At 71.1% G+C, this 17,819-nt stretch carries 13 protein-coding genes; 3 read left to right on the top strand and 10 right to left on the bottom strand.

Annotated features, from left to right (window positions below):
• Positions 1-167: 167 nt before the first annotated feature.
• From ABH941_RS14370 to ABH941_RS14390, 5 genes are all read right to left on the bottom strand, one after another.
• Complete coding sequence (locus ABH941_RS14370) at positions 168-989, bottom strand: endo alpha-1,4 polygalactosaminidase (protein ID WP_370129471.1); 822 nt, start codon at positions 987-989, stop codon at positions 168-170.
• A gap of 14 nt (positions 990-1,003) precedes the next feature.
• On the bottom strand, positions 1,004-1,699 hold the full coding sequence (locus ABH941_RS14375) for a spherulation-specific family 4 protein (RefSeq protein ID WP_370129472.1): 696 nt from the start codon (positions 1,697-1,699) through the stop codon (positions 1,004-1,006).
• 48 nt (positions 1,700-1,747) lie between these two features.
• Positions 1,748-3,151, bottom strand: coding sequence for a hypothetical protein (locus ABH941_RS14380; protein WP_370129473.1), 1,404 nt, complete (start codon positions 3,149-3,151; stop codon positions 1,748-1,750).
• Complete coding sequence (gene pelF / locus ABH941_RS14385) at positions 3,148-4,635, bottom strand: GT4 family glycosyltransferase PelF (protein ID WP_370129474.1); 1,488 nt, start codon at positions 4,633-4,635, stop codon at positions 3,148-3,150. Before pelF ends, ABH941_RS14380 begins: the two co-directional genes overlap by 4 nt.
• A gap of 119 nt (positions 4,636-4,754) precedes the next feature.
• Complete coding sequence (locus ABH941_RS14390; protein WP_370129475.1) at positions 4,755-6,992, bottom strand: hypothetical protein; 2,238 nt, start codon at positions 6,990-6,992, stop codon at positions 4,755-4,757.
• Positions 6,993-7,358: 366 nt separating this feature from the next.
• Here ABH941_RS14390 and ABH941_RS14395 point away from each other — a divergent pair, with 366 nt between their 5' ends.
• The gene (locus ABH941_RS14395; protein ID WP_370129476.1) at positions 7,359-8,549 is read left to right on the top strand and encodes a winged helix-turn-helix domain-containing protein; all 1,191 of its coding nucleotides are present in this window, start codon (positions 7,359-7,361) and stop codon (positions 8,547-8,549) included.
• A 15-nt stretch (positions 8,550-8,564) separates the two neighbouring features.
• Here ABH941_RS14395 and ABH941_RS14400 read toward each other — a convergent pair whose 3' ends face one another.
• The gene (locus ABH941_RS14400; RefSeq protein ID WP_134004361.1) at positions 8,565-9,293 is read right to left on the bottom strand and encodes a response regulator transcription factor; all 729 of its coding nucleotides are present in this window, start codon (positions 9,291-9,293) and stop codon (positions 8,565-8,567) included.
• Between the two features lie 182 nt (positions 9,294-9,475).
• Positions 9,476-10,108, bottom strand: a complete 633-nt coding sequence (hpf, locus tag ABH941_RS14405) for a ribosome hibernation-promoting factor, HPF/YfiA family (protein ID WP_370129477.1) — start codon at positions 10,106-10,108, stop codon at positions 9,476-9,478.
• A gap of 385 nt (positions 10,109-10,493) precedes the next feature.
• On the opposite strand from hpf, the gene ABH941_RS14410 reads away from it, so the two are divergent.
• Entirely contained in the window at positions 10,494-11,237 is a 744-nt protein-coding gene (locus tag ABH941_RS14410) for a ComF family protein (RefSeq protein ID WP_370129478.1), read from the top strand.
• Here ABH941_RS14410 and ABH941_RS14415 read toward each other — a convergent pair.
• From ABH941_RS14415 to mtrA, 3 genes are all read right to left on the bottom strand, one after another.
• A complete protein-coding gene (locus ABH941_RS14415) occupies positions 11,225-13,096 on the bottom strand; it encodes a hypothetical protein (protein ID WP_370129479.1) in 1,872 nt (623 codons plus the stop codon). The genes ABH941_RS14410 and ABH941_RS14415 overlap by 13 nt on opposite strands.
• Positions 13,086-15,092: an MtrAB system histidine kinase MtrB gene (gene mtrB, locus ABH941_RS14420; RefSeq protein ID WP_370129481.1), complete on the bottom strand. Its 2,007-nt coding sequence runs from the start codon at positions 15,090-15,092 to the stop codon at positions 13,086-13,088. Before mtrB ends, ABH941_RS14415 begins: the two co-directional genes overlap by 11 nt.
• 139 nt (positions 15,093-15,231) lie before the next feature.
• Positions 15,232-15,909 carry an MtrAB system response regulator MtrA gene (mtrA, locus tag ABH941_RS14425; protein ID WP_030260697.1) on the bottom strand — a complete coding sequence of 226 codons (678 nt, stop codon included), beginning with the start codon at positions 15,907-15,909 and terminating at the stop codon, positions 15,232-15,234.
• A gap of 369 nt (positions 15,910-16,278) precedes the next feature.
• Between mtrA and ABH941_RS14430 the strand changes: the two genes are divergently transcribed.
• Positions 16,279-17,592, top strand: a complete 1,314-nt coding sequence (locus ABH941_RS14430) for a hypothetical protein (protein WP_370129482.1) — start codon at positions 16,279-16,281, stop codon at positions 17,590-17,592.
• Positions 17,593-17,819 lie beyond the last annotated feature (227 nt).

A 17,819-nucleotide genomic window follows, 5' to 3' on the forward strand; every position in this document is an offset into this window, starting at 1 on the left:
ACGCACCACCGCGTGGCCATCGTATGCGAGGAAACGATCGGGTCGGGAGGTCCGTCAGCAGACCGGCTGGGTGTCACCCTCCCGAGTGGGTCGGCCACTCCTGCCAACAGTGAACAAAACGGACATGAAAAATTACTGAGGCGGCCAAGACCGATGCCTGTCCGGGCTCAGCAGGTCTGCCGCCAGGCGTCCAGGTCGAGGTGCTTGCGCAGGGCGCTGAAGCCCAGACGACGCGCCTGCGGGCAGAACGCGGTGGTCGGCAGGTTGTACTCCGCTTCGAACACCGCCTTGCCCCGGGCGACGAACGGGGTCAGCGCGTCGCACTCGCCGAACTCGGCGCACTGCTCGTTCACCGCAAAATCGAAGGCGCCTACCAGCTGTGGGATCTGGTCGAGATCGTTCTTGAGGCCGACGGCCAGTCCCCTGGCGTGGGCGAGACCGGCGACCATGCGGTTGAAGGCGAGCTGGTCGGCCGCGGTGAGCGGGAAGCCGCTGTTGTTCCGGTAGCCGTCGACATTGTCGGGCTCCACCGCGTCGAAGCCCTTGCTCCGGCACAGGTCGAACCGCTTGCCGAGGATGGGCCGCAGGGTGTCGAGGCGGCGGATGTCCAGCCAGCGCTCGCCCTGCCAGCCGTTGCCGGAGCCCAGCAGCGACGCCGGGTAGGCGGAGCGGTCCGGACGGAAGTCCTCGTAGGCGCCGGCGTTGATGTAGCAGATCGCCTTGCGGCCCTTGGCATGCAGCGCGGCCACCACGGCGGCGCCGGCGTCGAAGCCGTCGACGTCGTACACGGCCGCGTCCACGCCGGTGTCCACGCCCTTGCTGAGCTGCCACTGCCAGCTGGTACCGGGGGCCGGCTGCCAGCGGGCGGCGACCGAGCCCGTACTGGAGCTGGTACTGGGACTGGGACTGGGCGCGGTGTCACCGGAACCGGAGCCGCCACCCGAGGTGCAACCCGCCAGCGCCAGCAGCAGCGCCCCGGCGACCGGCACGACCCTGCTCCACCTCACGGCGTCCCCCGAACGCCGGTCAGCAGCAGCTCCGGCATGACCACGGACCAGGGGTTGTCGCCGCTGCCCGGAGTGGCGTAGCAGTATCCGGCCCGGTGGCGACGCGCTGTCTCCCGGATCCCCGCGCAGTCCTCCAGCGAGGCCCCGTGCACCAGGTGGGCGAAGCGCTGCTGCGGGAAGTCCGAGGTCCAGCCCGGCACCAGCAAGCTGCGGTGGCTGTCGGCGCCGCCCTCGAAGGTGACGACCACGTCAGCGAGCTCCGCATAGCCCGGGTCGGGGTGCGTCCCCGGGTTGAGCACCACCTGCCGTGCCTCCAGCGAACGCGCGGCCACGGCCAGCCGCCGGTAGTGGGCCAGTAGGTCGGGCGCGGTGGCGGCCTGGTCCAGGAACACGCCCTCGACCCGGTACCACTCCTGGTAGCGCTCGATGTCGGCGACGACCTCGTGGTGGCCCCGCCTGCCGTAGTCGGTGTCCACATAGCCGAGCAGCGGTACCCCCGCCGCCCTCAGCACCGCGGCCGCCTCGACGAACTCGGATTGAGGCGCACCGCCGGGACCGCTCGCCGGATTGAACACCACCCAGGCCACGGTCGCCCCGTTCGCCGCCGTCGCCTCCCAGGCGGCCGGGTCCGCCCCCGGGTGGACGTACAACGGCACCAGCAGGCACCGTTCTCCCGGTCCACGGGTCGTCACTTCCACGCTCCTCGGTCCTCGGTCCTCGGTCCTGAATGTCCACCAGTGTCACCTGTGCACCGTGACACGACCAAGTGACCAGCAGGCGACGGCCAGCAGCAGGGCGGCTGCCGTCGATCCCACCGCCGGCTCGGCCACCCCGGCCACCGTCGCGGCCGCGGCCGGGAAGCAGATCCCGGTCGCGGCCCAGGCCAGCCCGAACGCCTGGAGCAGCAGGGCCGTCCAGACGGTCGCTCCCAGGGCGAGCAGCCCCGGCAACTGCTGTCCGAACAGGCCGCCGGCCAGGGCCGTCCCGACCGCGCTGCCCAGGAGCGCGAGCAGGACCAGATAGCTGCCCAGGCCCAGGGCCAGCGACCGGGCCGACAGCAGGGCGAATCCCCGCGCGGTGTGGGCGGCCCGCAGGGCGCCGTGGATCCGGTCCCGGTACCCGTACAGCAGCCACTCGGCCGGGCCCATGCTGATGGTGAGCGCCACCGTCGGCCCCAGGTCGAGGCGGCCGCCGCGCAGCGCGATCCCCAGGGTGAGCAGCGACATCGCCATGCCGAACAGTCCGTGCGGCACCGAGGCCCGAAGCGGTGGCAGCGGCTCGATCGCACTGTCACCGTCCACCTCGGCCAGGCAGCCGCGCAGTTCGCGCCGGGCCAGCCGCACCGTCAGCAGCACGGTCCAGACGAGCAGCAGCGCCGTCAGCGGAGAAGGACGGATCAGCCCCAGCAGCGCCGCTGCCCCGCCCAGCGTCGCCGGGGCCAGCGCGCGGAGCAGCAGCAACTCCCGGCCCAGCACCAGCAGGACGCAGGAGCCGCCGAGGTAGAGCGCCTGGCCGCCGCAGAAGAGCAGCACGCCGCCGCTGCGGTGTCCGCCCACCAGCACGCCGATCAGGGCGCCGAGCAGGCCGAGCCCGGCCCCGACGAAGGCCCCGCGCAGCAGGCAGCGGCCCCCGGAGCGGCGCTGGCCCCGGCCGAGCCGGGCGTGGGTGCGGTGCGCGAGCGCCTGGTTCCAGGCCCAGTTGAGGACGACGGACAGGGCCAGGGCGAAGGTGCCGTGCGGCAGTCCGCCGGCGTCCGGCGGGCCCGAGAGCATCGGCGCGCCGAGCGGGAAGGCCAGACCGGGGAGGGCGTAGAGGAAGCCGCGCAGCACGCTGGTGGACAGCGGGGCATGCCAGGGCGACGAGGCCGCCTCCGGCTCGGGGTAGCTGCGCGGGGTCTCGGCGTACAGCTCCTCGGCGAGCTCGAAGGCGTCCGATCTGCCGTAGCGGCGCTGGACCTGACGGTCGGTCACCCCTTCGGCCTCGATGGCGGCAGCCACTTCGAAGGGGTGCACGGCGGCCGCGGCCACGCTCCCGAAGCGCAGTGCCGCCTCCGCCGCCGGATCCAGCGGCCCGACCGGCTTCGGCAGCGGGGTGGGCAGCGGACTGAGCCGCAGGCCCTGCCGCAGTTCCAGGACGGCGCTCATACGGCGGCCGCCATGCGGGTGCGGACCGGTGCCGGGTCGCCGACCGGGGACCACAGCCTGGTCGGATCGTCCAGCAGCGCCTCGTAGACCGTACGGAAGGTCGCCACGGTCCGGCTGAGGGTGAACTGCTCGATGACCCGCGCCCGGGCGGCGTCGCCCAGCTCCTGCCGGCGCTCGTGGTCCCGCAGCAGGCCGACGGCCGCCTGGGCCATCGCCGCGGGATCCCTGGGCGGAACCACCAGCCCGGTGTCGGCGACGGCCTCGCGCACCCCGCCGACGTCCGTGGAGACGGTGGCCCGGCCACAGGCCATGGCCTCGATCAGGCTGAACGGGAAGCCCTCGGAGATGCTAGACAGCATCACCACGCTGCCGGCCGCGTAGGCGTGCCGGACCGTGTCGATCCGCCCCTCGAAGCTGACCGCGGCCTCGACGCCGAGCTCCGCCGCGAGCGCCCGGCAGCGCTCCTGGTAGGCCTCGCCGCCGGCCGGCGGCGCTCCGAACAGGCGCAGCCGGGCGTTCGGGATCTCCGCCCTGACCAGGGCGAAGGACCGGATCAGGGTCTCCAGGTCCTTGATCGGGTCGACCCGCCCGGCCCAGCTGAGCGTCGGCACCTCGGGCTCGGGCCCGGCGTAGGGGAAGAGTTCGGGATCGACGCCGTTGTAGACGGTGCGGATGCGCTGCGGGTCGCAGCCCCCGCGCTCCTCCCAGCGCCGGTTGTAGCGGTTGCACGGGGTGATCAGGTCAGCACCGCGGTAGCCCTCGGTGGCCAGCAGCCGGAAGAAGCCCAGGATCAGCGCCTTGACCGGCCAGCGGTACGGCGCCGCGCGGTAGCTGAGATAGCGTTCCCGCAGGTAGATGCCGTGTTCGGAGAGCAGCAGCGGTACCCCGTGGAAGCGCCGGGCGGTGAGCCCGGGCAGGACCGCGAGCCCGCCGGTGACCGCGTGCGCGACCCCCCGGCTGGGCGGCTGGACGGTCAGCGGCCGCAGCGCGTGCTCCAGCAGGTCGGTGGCCTCCAGTGCGTCCTGGACGGTGGGCCTGGAGGCATGGGTCGCCAGGAAGGGCCGCTGCCAGAGCTTCTGCAGCGAGCGCAGCGCGCCCTCGGTCCGCAGCGCCGCCGTGAGCGAGCCGCCGGTCAGGGCGAACTCGGCCAGCTCGTAGAGCTCGTCGGCGAAGTACTTCTCGAAGTCCTGGTCCAGCAGCGACAGCAGAAAGCGTTCGTACCCGGCCAGGAAGCGGCGCAGGTCCCGGCCGCGCGGCGCGGAACCGCCGGGGGTGCGCCCCCAGAGCGGCACCGAGCTGACCGAGGCGACCTGCGGCGGCAGCGTCCAGACCTGGGGCTCACGGCCGCTCCCGGTGATGCCCAGCACATGGAAGCGCACATCGGGCATGCCCTGGACGAGCTGGTCGCACCAGACGCTCACCCCGCCGTGTACATAGGGATAGGTGCCCTCGGTGAGGAGGGTGACTTCGACTGGTCCGTGCATGTCCCTGCGTTTCCCCCTGCTCCAGATTTTTCGCGGCGCGGCGCGTCCGGGGCCCGGCGTGTCGACGGGCCCCGGACGCGGTCCGGTCAGGTGCTGCGGTCAGCTGCTCCGGTCCTCGCTCAGAGCAGGGCGCCGACCAGCTTGGCGACACCGTCGACCGTCAGCGGCACGGCCTTCTTCACCCCGTCGGGCACCACCGGGGCGGTGCTGCCGGTGGGCGGCGTGCTGGAGGTGGCACCGGCACTCGCGCTCGGGCTCGCACTCGGCGTGGGGGCCGCGGCTGCAGCTGCGGCCGGCGCCGCGGGGGTTCCGGCGGCGTTCAGCTTGAGCGTGACACCGCTCTGCAGCAGCCCCGGGCTGGCCCAGCCGGAGAGCTCCCCGGCGTAGGCGCTGCCGAAGGCGCTGGTACCCAGGAACTGCTGCTGCACCGTGCCGGTGGGTGCGGTGACCTGGGCGGCGACCCCGCTGGGCGCGGTGACCGTGACCGTGCTGCCGACGCGGTAGCCGCTGGCGGTCCCGGCGGTCACCGCCGCCTGCCAGGCCGTCCGCTGCTTGAGCTCGGCGCCGATGGCCGACTCGCGCAGGTTGACGATCGGCGCGTTGGCGGCGAAGAGGTTGGCGTAGCTGTCGAAGATCTGGTTCAGCACCGGGTAGAGGATCCGGTCCTCGGCCAGGTTGGACTGGTGCGCGTAGGTCGGCAGCGGGCTGTTGTCGATGATGTGCCCGAGGTCGATCCGCGCCTCCAGCGGCGCGACGTAGCTGCCGTACCCGGTGGACTCGTCGAGCGGCGCGGGCAGGCAGGTGCTGGTGGCCGGGTTGGCGGTGCAGAGGCCGCTGCCGCCCTGGGCGGTGCTGGTGTACAGCCAGTTGTACTCGTTCACCTCGTCATTGGTGTGACCGGCGTTGTAGTACACGTTCATCGGGTAGCGCGGCACCGTCAGCGCCGACCCGACCGCGCGCTGGTTCGCCTCGCGGGAGTGGTCGCTGCCGGTCCACTTGACCCCGGCGGCGGCCAGCGCGGGCGCCAGGTTGGGGTTGTCCACCGGCTGCTGCGGCAGGGTCGCCAGACCCGAGTGCTCACCCGTGACCAGTTCGGTGTTGTCCGTGCTGAAACCGTGGTTGGCGGCCCACTGCTGGTTCTGGGTGATCGCCGTCTGGATGGTCGCCCTACTCACCCAGGCGGTGCTGCCGTCGGCGTTGGTGGTGCAGGACCAGGGCACCGTGGCGGTGTTCTGGACGCAGCCCAGGAAGGGGTGGTCGTAGGTGTGGTTCACCCAGCGGAACGAGGACTTGGCCGAGGTCAGCGCGGTCAGCAGCGGATCCGAGCCGGTCGCGGCGGTCTGCTCGTCGCTTCCCCCGCCGTTGAAGAGGAAGTCGAAGGTGAAGTTGTGCGCCTGCTCCCACTGCTGGGCGTAGGTCACATCGGCCGCGGTCATCCGGATGGTGGACTCGGCCGGGGTGCCGCTGCAGGCCGAGGCGGCGTCGCCGGGCGTGCACTTGGCGGTGCTGCTCCAGCGGTCGTCCGGCAGGAAGACGTCGTCGATGTGCTGCTCGTAGTAGTTGCGGTCGTAGCCGAGGTGGATGCCCTGGGTCATCCAGTCGACGATGCCCCGGGCCAGCAGCCGGTACTGCTGCTGATATTGGTTGTAGGCGAAGGTCAGCACCAGTTCGGAGACACCGCTGTGGTCGTACTCGCCCGCCAGGACGCCCGCCGAACTGCTGCCGGGGATCGGGGCGGTGGCCAGCGGGGTGAAGCTCGCCCCGGCCGCCTGGGTGGCCAGCGGGGTGGCCAGGTAGCCGTAGCTCTCGGTCACGTTGGGGTCGTTGTCCTCGAACGGCAGCGTTCCCTTGAGGTACTTGAACGCCCCGGCGAGCCCGGCCGCCGTGACCGTTCCGGTGGTGCCGTCCAGCGAGCCGATGTAGCCGGGATTCGCCGCGTAGTTGAGTCCGACCGCCGGCTGGGCGTAGGTGTAGGCGTCGACCTGGCGGACCCCGAAGGTCTGCTCGTAGCCGGTCAGCGCGGCCATTTCGGCGGAGCCCGCCGCGAAGGGCGCGTTGTTGGGCAGCACCACGGCCTGGAACTTGCCCTCCGCCTGTCCGTTGACGGTGCCGCTGAGGAAGGCGGCGTCGATCGTCGGCCGGTTGGCGTCCGAGAGCTTCACCACCGTGTAGGGCGTCCCGGAGATGTCCATCTCGTTCATGATCGCGGCGGTGGCCGGCCCGCCGTCGTCCACGACCAGCACTCTGAGGTCGATGCGCTGCGCGGCGGTCGCCGCATGTGCTGCGGCGGCCGGTGCCACGGCTGCCAGCAGTCCCGCCGCGATGAACGCGGCGGCCCAACGGGTCCTACGACCCATGATGTTCCCCTCCAGTGGCAGCCCATGTCCGAATGGGCATGCCGAAGTACGGATGCGGCGCGATACCCGCGCCTCAGTGGAATGAAGTGGCCCCCGCCATCGCATGAACGACATCACATGCAGTGGCCCGTCGCCCCCGCGACGGCGTCCACGTCCGCCAAGCCCCCCTGTCGCCGTCACTTCTGGTGCTGCTGTGACTGCGGTGCGTGGCGTTGCGTTCATATGCTAGAAGCCCCGGCGCGACGCCTGTGTCCCTAATCGGCGAGAGTGGACCAAAGCTCACCCCTGCGAGTTGAGCCCCAGTCAGTTGTTCGGATCCGCTCACTCTCCAGGGGCACTGTCAGTGGCACCTCCTAGGCTGGCCCCATGACCGCAGCCACCACTCCCGCCGGCACCCTCACCCTCAGCGCGGACCAGGCCCGCCGCATCGCCCTGCGCGCCCAGGGCCTGCTGGGCGCCCCGGACCGGCGCGGCGGGGTGCGCGGCGTCCTGCGCCATCTGGGCGCGGTGCAGCTGGACACCATCTCGGTGCTGGCCCGCTCGCACGAGCTCGTCCCGTACGCCCGGCTGGGCCCGGTGGGGCGCGCCGCCGTCGAGGCTGCCTACTGGAGCGGCGGCGCCTCCTTCGAGTACTGGTCCCACGCCGCCTGCATCCTGCCGGTCGAGGAGTGGCCGCTGTTCGCCTTCCGACGCCGGGCCTTCCTCGCCCGCGGCCACCGCTGGCACCGGATGGAGGACGCGGACCGCTCCTGCGCCGAGGTGCTGGCCAGGCTGACCGCCGACGGACCGCTCACCTCGACCGAGCTCGGCGGCGCCCGGAAGGGCGGCGAGTGGTGGGACTGGTCCGAGACCAAGATCGCAGTGGAGTGGCTGCTGGACACCGGACGCGTGGTCTGCACCGAACGCCGCAGCTGGAAGCGGGTCTACGAGCTGGCCGAGCGCGCTATCCCCGCCGAACTGCTCGACTCGGAACCCGACGACGACGCCTGCGTACGGCAGTTGGTGCGCCAGTCGGGTGCCGCGCTGGGGGTGGCCACCGGCAAGGACCTCAGCGACTACCACCGGCTGAAGGTCGATCAGGTCACCGCCGCCCTGCCCGACAGCGGACTGGTGCCGGTTCTGGTCGAGGGCTGGGGCCGGGGCGGGGCCGCAGCACCGGCCTGGGCCGATCCGGCCGCGCTGGCGGCCGAGCCTCGTGGCCGGCACCGCACCACGCTGCTCTCCCCGTTCGACTCGCTGATCTGGGACCGGGCGCGCACCGAGCGGATCTTCGGCCTCAGCCACCGACTGGAGGCATACACCCCCAAGGAGCAGCGGCAGCACGGCTACTTCGCCATGCCGCTGCTGGCCGGCGGCCGGCTGGTCGGCCGGGTCGATCCGGCGCGCGAGGGCCGCACTCTGATCGCCCGTCAGGTGTCACTGGACTCGGCGAAGGCGCTCCCGGCACTGGCCCAGGCACTGCGCGAGGCCGCCGAATGGGTCGGCTGCGACGCGGTCAGGGTGGAGCGGCTGGACGACGAAGCCCTGCGCACCCCGCTGGAGAAGCTGCTGCAGTAGCCGGCACCGGCTCGCTCAGCCTATTTCCAGGATCTTCTCCCGCATCGCATACACCACCGCCTCCATCCTGGAGTGCAGCTGCAGCTTCTCCAGGATGTTGCGGACATGGTTCTTCACGGTGTTCTCACTGATGAAGAGTTGCTTGGCGATGTCGCGGTTGTTCAGCCCGGTGGCCACCAGCTTGAGCACCTCCAACTCCCGGTCGGTCAACCGCGGCGCGGGCAGCAGCCTGCGGTCGTCGGTGCGTTGCTGGATCATCGACTTGAACTCGGTCAGCAGCTTCGCCGCCATCGAGGGGCTGATCTGCGACTGCCCGTCCGCGACCGCCCGGATCGCGGTCGCGACCTCGTCGGTGGAGATCTCCTTGAGCAGATAGCCGGTGGCCCCTGCCTTGATCGCCTCGTAGAGATCGGCCTCCTCGTCGCTGATCGTCAACATGATGATCTTGGTGCTGGGGGCCACCTCCTTGATCGAGGTACAGGCCTCGATACCGCTGCGGCGCGGCATTCTGACATCCATGAGGATGATGTCCGGCAGCAGGTCGGCGGCCTTCTCCACGGCCTCGGCGCCGTCCCCCGCCTCGCCCACCACCTGGATGTCCTCCTCCTGGGCGAGGACGATCTCCAGGCCGCGTCGAAAGAGGGCGTGGTCGTCCACGACCAGGACCCTGATCGGCTCGGCGGCACGCCGAGGCTCGTCGAGCTCCCGGTCGTCGCCGCGCCGCCCGTCCCATCGCTCCGCCATCCGGTTTTCCCCCTCGGCTGGTGGCTGTTGCCGCCATGATTCCACGCTCCGGCCGCCGTGCGATCATTCCGCAGGCCAGCATTGGCTCGGACGAGTGACTCCGGGCGCGCCGCAGGGGCGCGGCAATCCGTGCCGCGCCCCTGCCGCGCCCCTGCGTCGAGCGCCGGACAGCTGTCGGAGGGCTACCCCTGCCCCTCCAGCTTCAGATGGATGACGCCGTAGTCGTAGCCGTGCCGGCGGTAGACGACGCTCGGCTGCATGGTGTCGGTGTCCATGAAGAGGAAGAAGTCGTGGCCGACCAGCTCCATCTCGTAGAACGCCTGGTCGAGGGCCATCGGCACGGCCGCGTGGGTCTTCTCGCGGACGATCAGCGGACCGTCGCCCTCGATCTCCAGCGAACCGATCCTGGTCTTCGTCGCGGGCGCCTCGATCTGCTCGGGGGTGGCCACGTCGGGGGCGGACGAGAGCCGCGCCGTGGCCTCGGCCACGCTCATCGGCGAGCGCGGTCCCTTGTGCACCCGCCGCCGGTCGGCGACCTTGCGCAGTTGGGCGTCCAGCTTGGCGGAGGCCAGGTCGAGCGCGGCGTACGGGTCGGGGGCGCATGCCTCGGCCCGGATCACCGGTCCCCGGCTGTGCAGCGTGATCTCCACGCGCTCGGAGCGCTCCGCCTGGCGGGGGTTGCGCTCCTTCGAGAGCTCCACGTCCAGGCTGATCACCTTGCCGTCGAGCTTCTGGATGTGCTCCAGCTTCTCGCTCACGTGCTTGCGGAACCGCTCGGGCACCTCGGTCTTCCGACCCTTGACGACGATGTCCACGCAGAACTCCGATCCCTTGCACTGTCGCCGGTCGAACCCTCAAGGTCCGCGCGGCCCATCGAGTACGCAGCACCGCCCGCTCGGGATGGGCGGAAGCGCCCCTCACATCCCTTCCTCCCCACTGGGGACGGTTGAAACCCCATGGAACAACGGTTCCCGGGATTCCGCCCGCCCGTTGCCGGGAGGATGCGGTGCGTTCAGGGCGACCGGAGGGCACCGGCAACCGCCGGAACCTCCTGAGCACCCAAAATCGCGGCAGTACGGGGCCTTGTACAGCCCTCGCGTCAGTCCTACCCCCGTACGGATGAACTCACGGTAAAAATCCCTGCGCTTCCCGGCCGTTGCAGCATCCTGTTGTCCCCGCGTCGACGCCCGGAGGATCCCCGTGACCAGTGCGTCCGTCCGCCTTTTCGATGCCGCCCTGGACCTGCTCGTCCCGGCGCAGTGCGTGGGCTGCGGCCGGCAGCACTCCCAGCTCTGCGCCGCCTGCCGGGAGGAGCTCGACCGAGCGCGTCCGCGCGCCGCGCGCCCCCAGGCCGCGCCGCCCGGACTACCGGAGGTGTATGCAGCAACCACCTACGAGGGAGCCGCCCGGCAGATCCTGCTCGCGCACAAGGAGCGCGGCGCGCTCAGACTGGCCCAGCCCCTCGGCGGCGCGCTCGCCCGTGCCGTCCGCACCGCCGTACCGACCGGCGCCTCCGCCCGCGACGCTCCGCTGCTGCTCGTCCCGATGCCCTCGGCGCCGTCGACCGTGCGAGCCCGCGGACACGATCCGACCCGCAGGCTCACCCTGGCGGCCACCCGCGCCCTGCGGCGCGCGGGCGTACCCGCCAGGCTGCTGGCCGTCCTGCGCCAGCAGCGGGCCGTGGCCGACCAGTCCGAGCTCGGCGCGGCGGAACGGCTGCGCAATCTGAGCGGGGCGCTGGGCGTGCCGCCGCACCGGCGCGGTCTGCTCGGCCACGGCCGGATCGTCCTGGTCGACGACCTGGTGACGAGCGGCGCGACCCTGGCCGAGGGCGCCCGCGCCCTGGCCGAGGCGGGCGGGGACGTCCTGGCGGCCGCGGTCGTCGCCGCGACCGTCCGCAGGGACGGTCCCGCCCCGGGTTCCCGGGGCGGTCAGCCCGGGTAGCTCGGCATGGGGCCCCGGGAGGAACTGCTGCCCGCGTTGGTCAGAACCTCCCAGACGCCCTTCTCCCAGCGGTAGACCTTGCTTCTCTCGGTGGCGTCGGAGGAGCCGCTCGCATCCCGCAGATACGGCGCCTTGACGCCGGTGCCCAGCGTGCTCGGATCCTGCTGGAGCGCGCTGACGCTGTTCATCCCGTCCGCGTACGACGGCGCCTGGAGACCGGGCATGACACCGGAGGAACCGTCGATCTCCCAGACCGACGGGGCCTTGCCGGTCGTGGTCTGCTGGCCGAGCACGATGATGCTGTCCCCGTCGTTCCAGGACAGCGACGTGACGCTGGTCAGCGTGTCTCCGGGGACGATCGTGTGCAGACCGGCGATGGTCAGCTCCGAGGTCCCGCCGCTGGTGGTTCGCTGGATCCGGCCGACCTGGACCGAGATGCTCCCGGCATTGTCGACGGCCAGCGCGATCCTGGCCCCGTCCGCCGCCACCTTGGCGTCGGTGACCCGGCCCTTCAACCCTTCCACAGCGACTGGGACGACCTTCCCCGTGCCGCCGTCCACAGCGCCGATCCCCTGGCCCGCCTGGCCGTCGCTGACCGTCCACAGCGTGCCGAGGCTGTCCCAGCTCAGCGACCCGAACCCGTTGTCGTCCGTGGTCACCGGGTGGGTGGGGGCCGTCGTGCTCGTCAGAGTGCTGACATAGAGGGATTTCTGGTCGTTCGACAGCACGGCGACCCTGCCACTGAGGTCGGGGGCCACCGCGAAGCCGCCGATGCTCTTGACGGCGGCGGGCGCGAGCAGTCCGGTCACCTGCTGCGGGCCCGTGGGGTGGACGGCGTCAAGACTGGCGAGGTGTCCCTTCGAGTCCACGAAGTACATGATCGGCTGCTCGGTCACCGACTGCGTGGGCGCATAGGGGCTGTCGCTCGTGGTACTGCAGGACGGCGTCGAGTCGCTGCCCTGGTAGAGGCTGAGCTGTCTGATCTGTTGGCCCGCCTCCTTGGCCTGCTGGGTCGAGACCTGGGCCAGGGTGAAGAAGAGCTGGGCGGCCATCCGCGCGCAGTTCTGCGGCTCCCGGCTCACCTGGCCCTTGAGCCGCACGGACGCGGTGCCGTCGGCGGAGACCTGCACAGCGGAGGCGGAGTCGGCCAGAGCGGTGCCGCTGGGGAAGCCGGGCTGCACTGCCGGAGCAAGCCAGGAGCTCGGCCCGCGCAACAGGATGTTCGCGGCTTCGGTCAACGGGTCGACATGGCTGCGCACAAAGACCGGGTCGGCCACCAGCGGCGTCTGAGGCCCGTTCGCGGACTGGCCGGCGATCGGGTAGTAGACGTTGACGGACTCGTATATCCGCTGGAAGTCCTCCTTCTTGAGCACCAGTCCGTCGGGCAGAGTATCGATCCGCCAGCCGCTGGGGCCCTTGGTGAAGGTGTAGTCCTCCTGGAACGGAACGTTGTTGACGGGGCTGAAGGCATGCCGGGCGTCGAGTGCCGCGACCTTGTTGCCGGTGACCCGGATGACTTCCTTGGTGGAGCTGCTGAGCGTCGGCATCAGCATCGGCTTCAGACCGTCGACGACGGTCGCGCTCTTCTCCGGATGCCATGCCTTGTTGGCGTTCGGGGACAGGAACTCCTTGGCGGTGGTGTATCCGGATTCGTCGGACACCAGATCGTCGAAGAAGCTCGACAGCAGCTGCTCCGGCGAGTTCCCGGCCTTCGGCGGCTCGGCGACGACCACCACCTGCTGGGCATCGTTCACGCTGGTGCTCAGCCGCGGCGGGGTGCCGCTGTCGGGCATCGCGGCGCAACCGGCGAGCACCAGCGCGGAGGCGAGCACCCCCAGGACGCGGATGTCACGCCTCATCGTCGTCCGTTCCCTCATCGCGCCCTTCCTTGGACACCACGATCTGCGCGCCCGTGATGCCGTACCCCGACGATGCCCTGACGTCGGCGGGATTGCTGGGCGGCAGCGCCGCCCGACCGGGAACGTCAGGGATCACGGAACCGTATCCCAGCACCCCGCCGAGGCCGGAACCGAGCCCCGTGCCCAGCACCCCCCCGCCGCGCGGACCGGGCGCCTCCTCCGGGACCTCCGAGGACATCGCCGTGCCGACCCGCGAGGCGCGCATGTAGGGCATACCCGGCACGGCCAGGCCCCGGTTGCCCCGGGAGTCGGCCGGTTCGAGCGGGATCGGCGACCGCTGGATCTCGCCACCCGCGTTGCGCGGCACCGTCAGCCGGAACTGTGAGCCGCCTCCCGGCTCGCCCCAGGCGTGCAGCCAGCCGCCGTGCAGTGCGGCGTCCTCCAGCGCGATCGACAGACCCAGGCCGGTGCCACCGGTGGTGCGCGCCCGCGCCGGGTCCGCCCGCCAGAAGCGGTTGAACACCCGGGACGCCTCACCGGGCTTCAGCCCGATGCCGTGGTCCCGAACGGCCACGGCCACAGCGCCGTCGCCCGCCGCCAGGATCACCTCGATGTCATTGCCCTCACCGTGCTCCAGGGCGTTCACCACCAGATTGCGCAGCACCCGCTCGATCCGGCGCGGGTCGACCTCGGCGACCACCGGCTCGTCGGCGCCGCGCACCACGACGGCACTGCCCTTGGTCCTGGCCAGCGGCTCGGCGGCGTCGATCACCCGGCCGACCACCTCGCGCAGGTCGGCGGGCTCGGCGTCGAGGATCGCCGCGCCCGCGTCGAACCGGCTGATCTCCAGCAGGTCCGCGAGCAGTGACTCGAACCGGTCCAACTGGTTCTGCAGCAGCTCGGCGGAACGCTCCGCCGCCGGATCGCCGAAGTCGTCACGCGACTCGTACAGCAGGTCGGCCGCCATGCGCACGGTGGTGAGCGGAGTACGCAGCTCGTGGGACACGTCCGAGACAAATCGGCGCTGGACCCGGGAGAGCTCCTCCAACTGCCGGATCTGCGTCTGCAGCGCGGCGCCCATCCGGTTGAAGGACTCGCCGAGGCGGGCGATGTCATCCGTCCCGGAGACCTTCATCCGCTCGTCCAGCCGCCCGTCGGCGAGACGTTCGGAGATCTCGGCGGCCATCCGCACCGGGGTGACGACCTGACGGACCACCAGCCAGGAGATGGCGCCCAGCAGCACCACCACGAAGATCCCGGCTGTGGCCAGTGTCGTTCCCACCAGGTTCAGCGTCGAGCTCTCCAGGGTGAACGGGAAGACGTAGTAGAGCTGGTAGGGCTGGCCGTTGATGCCGGGGGTCGACAGCTGCTGCCCGACCACCAGCCCCGACTCGGGGGACTTGTTGGAGGCGGGGGTGTAGTAGATCGTCGTGTACTCGGCCTGGTAGGCGCTCGAACTCTTGACCACGCTCTCCCGCAGGGTCGAGCTGATGGTGCGGTCCGGGTCCACCCCACCCCATTGCCGGGGCGTCTGGGAGCTGAAGGCCTGGGCGGTCTGGCCCGAGTCGGGCACCATCCCGACCACCATGTACTGGCCGGCCCCGCTGATGGCGAGAGAGCTGACCTGCCGCGAGAGCAGGGTCCCCATGTCGAGTCCGCCGTCGGCACCGGTGCATCCGGTCTGACCGGTTCCACTCACCGTGGAGCTCGGGGACTGCGACGCACTGGAGCACTGGGCGGTCTGGTTCTTCAGGGCAGCCGTGAACCCGGCCTCCGCCTGGGTGACCGCAGCCTGGTCCTTGGCATTGAGCAGGCCGTTCCGGACCGTCTTCATCACCACGAGCCCGAGCATCAGGACCGCGCCGAGCGACAGCACCAGGGTAATCGCGACCACCCGCACCTGGATGGAACGCTGGTAGAGCGCGGACATCCGCCGGTACGGGCGCCGCAGTCGCCGACCGAGCAGCGAGAACAGCGCCTTGGTACCGGCGAACATGCCTATCCGGTGCGCCTGCACGGCCGACGGGTACGAGGTCAGTGCGTCGTCCGGATCAGGCGCAGGGGCTCCCTGCCACTCAGGAGGAGTCGACCGCCCGCCGTCCGGCCCGGGCGCGACGGGGGTCCGACCGCTCATCTCAACTGGGTCCCGCCTTGTAACCGACGCCGCGCACCGTCACAACGATCTCCGGGCGTTCCGGGTCCCGCTCGATCTTGGAGCGCAACCGCTGCACATGGACGTTGACCAGCCGGGTGTCGGCGGCGTGGCGGTAGCCCCACACCTGCTCCAGCAGCACCTCGCGGGTGAACACCTGCCACGGCTTGCGGGCCAGCGCCACCAGCAGGTCGAACTCCAGCGGCGTGAGCGGAATGCTCCGACCGTCCCGCTTCACGGAGTGCCCGGCCACGTCGATCGTCAGATCGCCGATCGCCAGCTGCTCCGGGCTCGGCTCCTCGGCCCGACGCAGCCGGGCCCGCACCCGGGCCACCAGCTCCTTGGGCTTGAAGGGCTTGGTCATGTAGTCATCCGCACCGGACTCAAGCCCGACCACCACGTCCACGGTGTCGGTCTTGGCGGTGAGCATGACGATTGGCACACCCGACTCGGCACGGATCTGACGACAGACGTCGATTCCGTCCCGGCCGGGCAACATCAGGTCGAGGAGCACCAGGTCGGGCTTCACCTCACGGAAAACAGCCAGAGCCTTGTCGCCGTCCGCGACAAAAGAAGGCTCAAAACCCTCCCCGCGCAGCACGATGCCAAGCATCTCAGCCAGAGCAGTGTCGTCATCGACGATCAAGACGCGTCCCTTCATGCTTCCCATGGTCTCATTACGGAAACGTGACCTGGGGCACAGTCGGCGAGACTTCCGCCACTCGTTCGAGTTTCCCGGCCTTACTTATGACCTTTTGCAGACAATATGGACAGAGTGTCATCTCACACCGGGCCCGATCTGCCGCAGGGTACGGCCCTGTTGCGGCTTTCAGGGGTACCGGCATGGCTCAAAGTGATCGCCCGGCGGTGCAGCGCGGAGTTTGTGGGGGTTGCGCAGGCCCGGGAAGCGGCGGATGCCTTGGAACCCGAGGGCACCACCATGACACGATGTGCGCTACTCCGTAGCTTCAGGCTCCAACCTCCATGGCGACACCACCACGGCTTCACGACAGAGACGGACCAACGACGCATGACCGACACCCCGAGCCGACGCCCCACGGAACCCTCGGCTCCCAAGTCGGCCGACATCCCGGTCACCCCTGAGGGAGTCGCAGAGGCGGTTGCAGAGGCGGACGAGGAGACGGTCGCAGACGCTACGGCGGGTGCGGCCAAGCCTTCGATCCCCGTGCAGCCCAGCGCCACCACGCAGCCGCCCCGCCGCTCGTACGCCCGCACCGATGCGGGTGTCGGCACAGGCACCGGCACCGGCACCGGCACGGAAGGTGCTGCGGGGAGGGGGACCAACGCTGGGCCGACCTGGTCTGCCGCCCCGGCCTGGGGGCAGTTGTCCTCCGCGCCGATCCCCGGCTGGGAGTGGTCGGGGAGTTGGATCCCCAAGCCCGGCATCGTTCCGCTGCGCCCGCTCGGCGTCGGAGAGATCCTCAGCGGCGCGATCGCGCTCCTCACCCGCTACTGGCGCACTGCGCTGACTGTGTCCGCAGCAGTGGCCGTACTGTCCCAGCTCATGGTCGCCCTGGTCACCGCGCTCCTCCCGCTGCCCGCCGGCAGCGCCGACCTGACGCTCGCCAGCACCGGCAACCCCGCTGCCGACCTCCACCGTGCCCTCGTCAGCCTCGGCGACATCGCCCCCCTCGGCGGCGCCACCGGAGCCATCAGCCTGTTCGCGGGAACCCTCGCCGCTGCGGGCCTGGCCACCGTGGCGAGCAAAGCCGTCATGGGCAAACCCGCCTCCCCAGCCGAGGCCTGGCGCGCCGTCAGCTCTCGCCTGCCGTCCGTCGTCGGCCTCGGTCTCATCACCACCTGCGCCACCTTCGGCACCCTGGCGCTCTCCGCCGCCCCTTGCCTGATCGCCAACGCCGACCACAGCTCCGACGCCGCCATCTCGGCAAGCGCGCTGCTGATGCTGCCGGGGTCGGTCGTCGCGCTGTGGCTGTGCATCTCCATGGGCCTGGCCGCACCGGCCCTGGTCCTGGAACGCCAAAGCATCCGAGCGGCCCTGGCCCGATCCTTCCGCTTGGTCCGCGGCGCCTGGTGGCGAGTCTTCGGCGTAACCGTGCTCGTCTCCCTCCTCACCGGCCTGGTCAGCGGATTCATCGCACTGCCGTTCACGGCAGTCGACCTCATCGCCAACGGCACCGGCTCCGACGGCACCGCAGTCTCCTCCCTGCTGCTCGCCGCCATCGGCGGGTCCATCGGAGCCGCCCTGACCCTCCCGATCACCGCCGGCGCCTCCACCCTCCTCTACATCGACCAACGCATCCGCCGCGAGGCCCTCGACCTCGACCTCGCCACAGCCGTCGGCATCCCCAACTACGGCCACTAAAAGCGCAAGCGGGACTCTCCGCCTGCGGCCTCAAGTCGCGGCTGAGGTCGGCGGGGCCGACGGGGCCGACGGGGCGCGGGGCCAGCGGGGTGCGGGTGGCTTGGCGTGGGGTGCGGGGTGCGTTTGGCGTGGGGTGCGGGGTGGGTTTGGCTGCCGAGCCCCCGTCCCGACGCCGTCTCTGACGTGCGTGTTCGCTCCCGGTGGTCGTTCGTCAGTTCCGTGGGGCG

It is taken from the genome of Streptacidiphilus sp. EB103A, from assembly GCF_041261405.1.
Lineage (GTDB): Bacteria > Actinomycetota > Actinomycetes > Streptomycetales > Streptomycetaceae > Streptacidiphilus.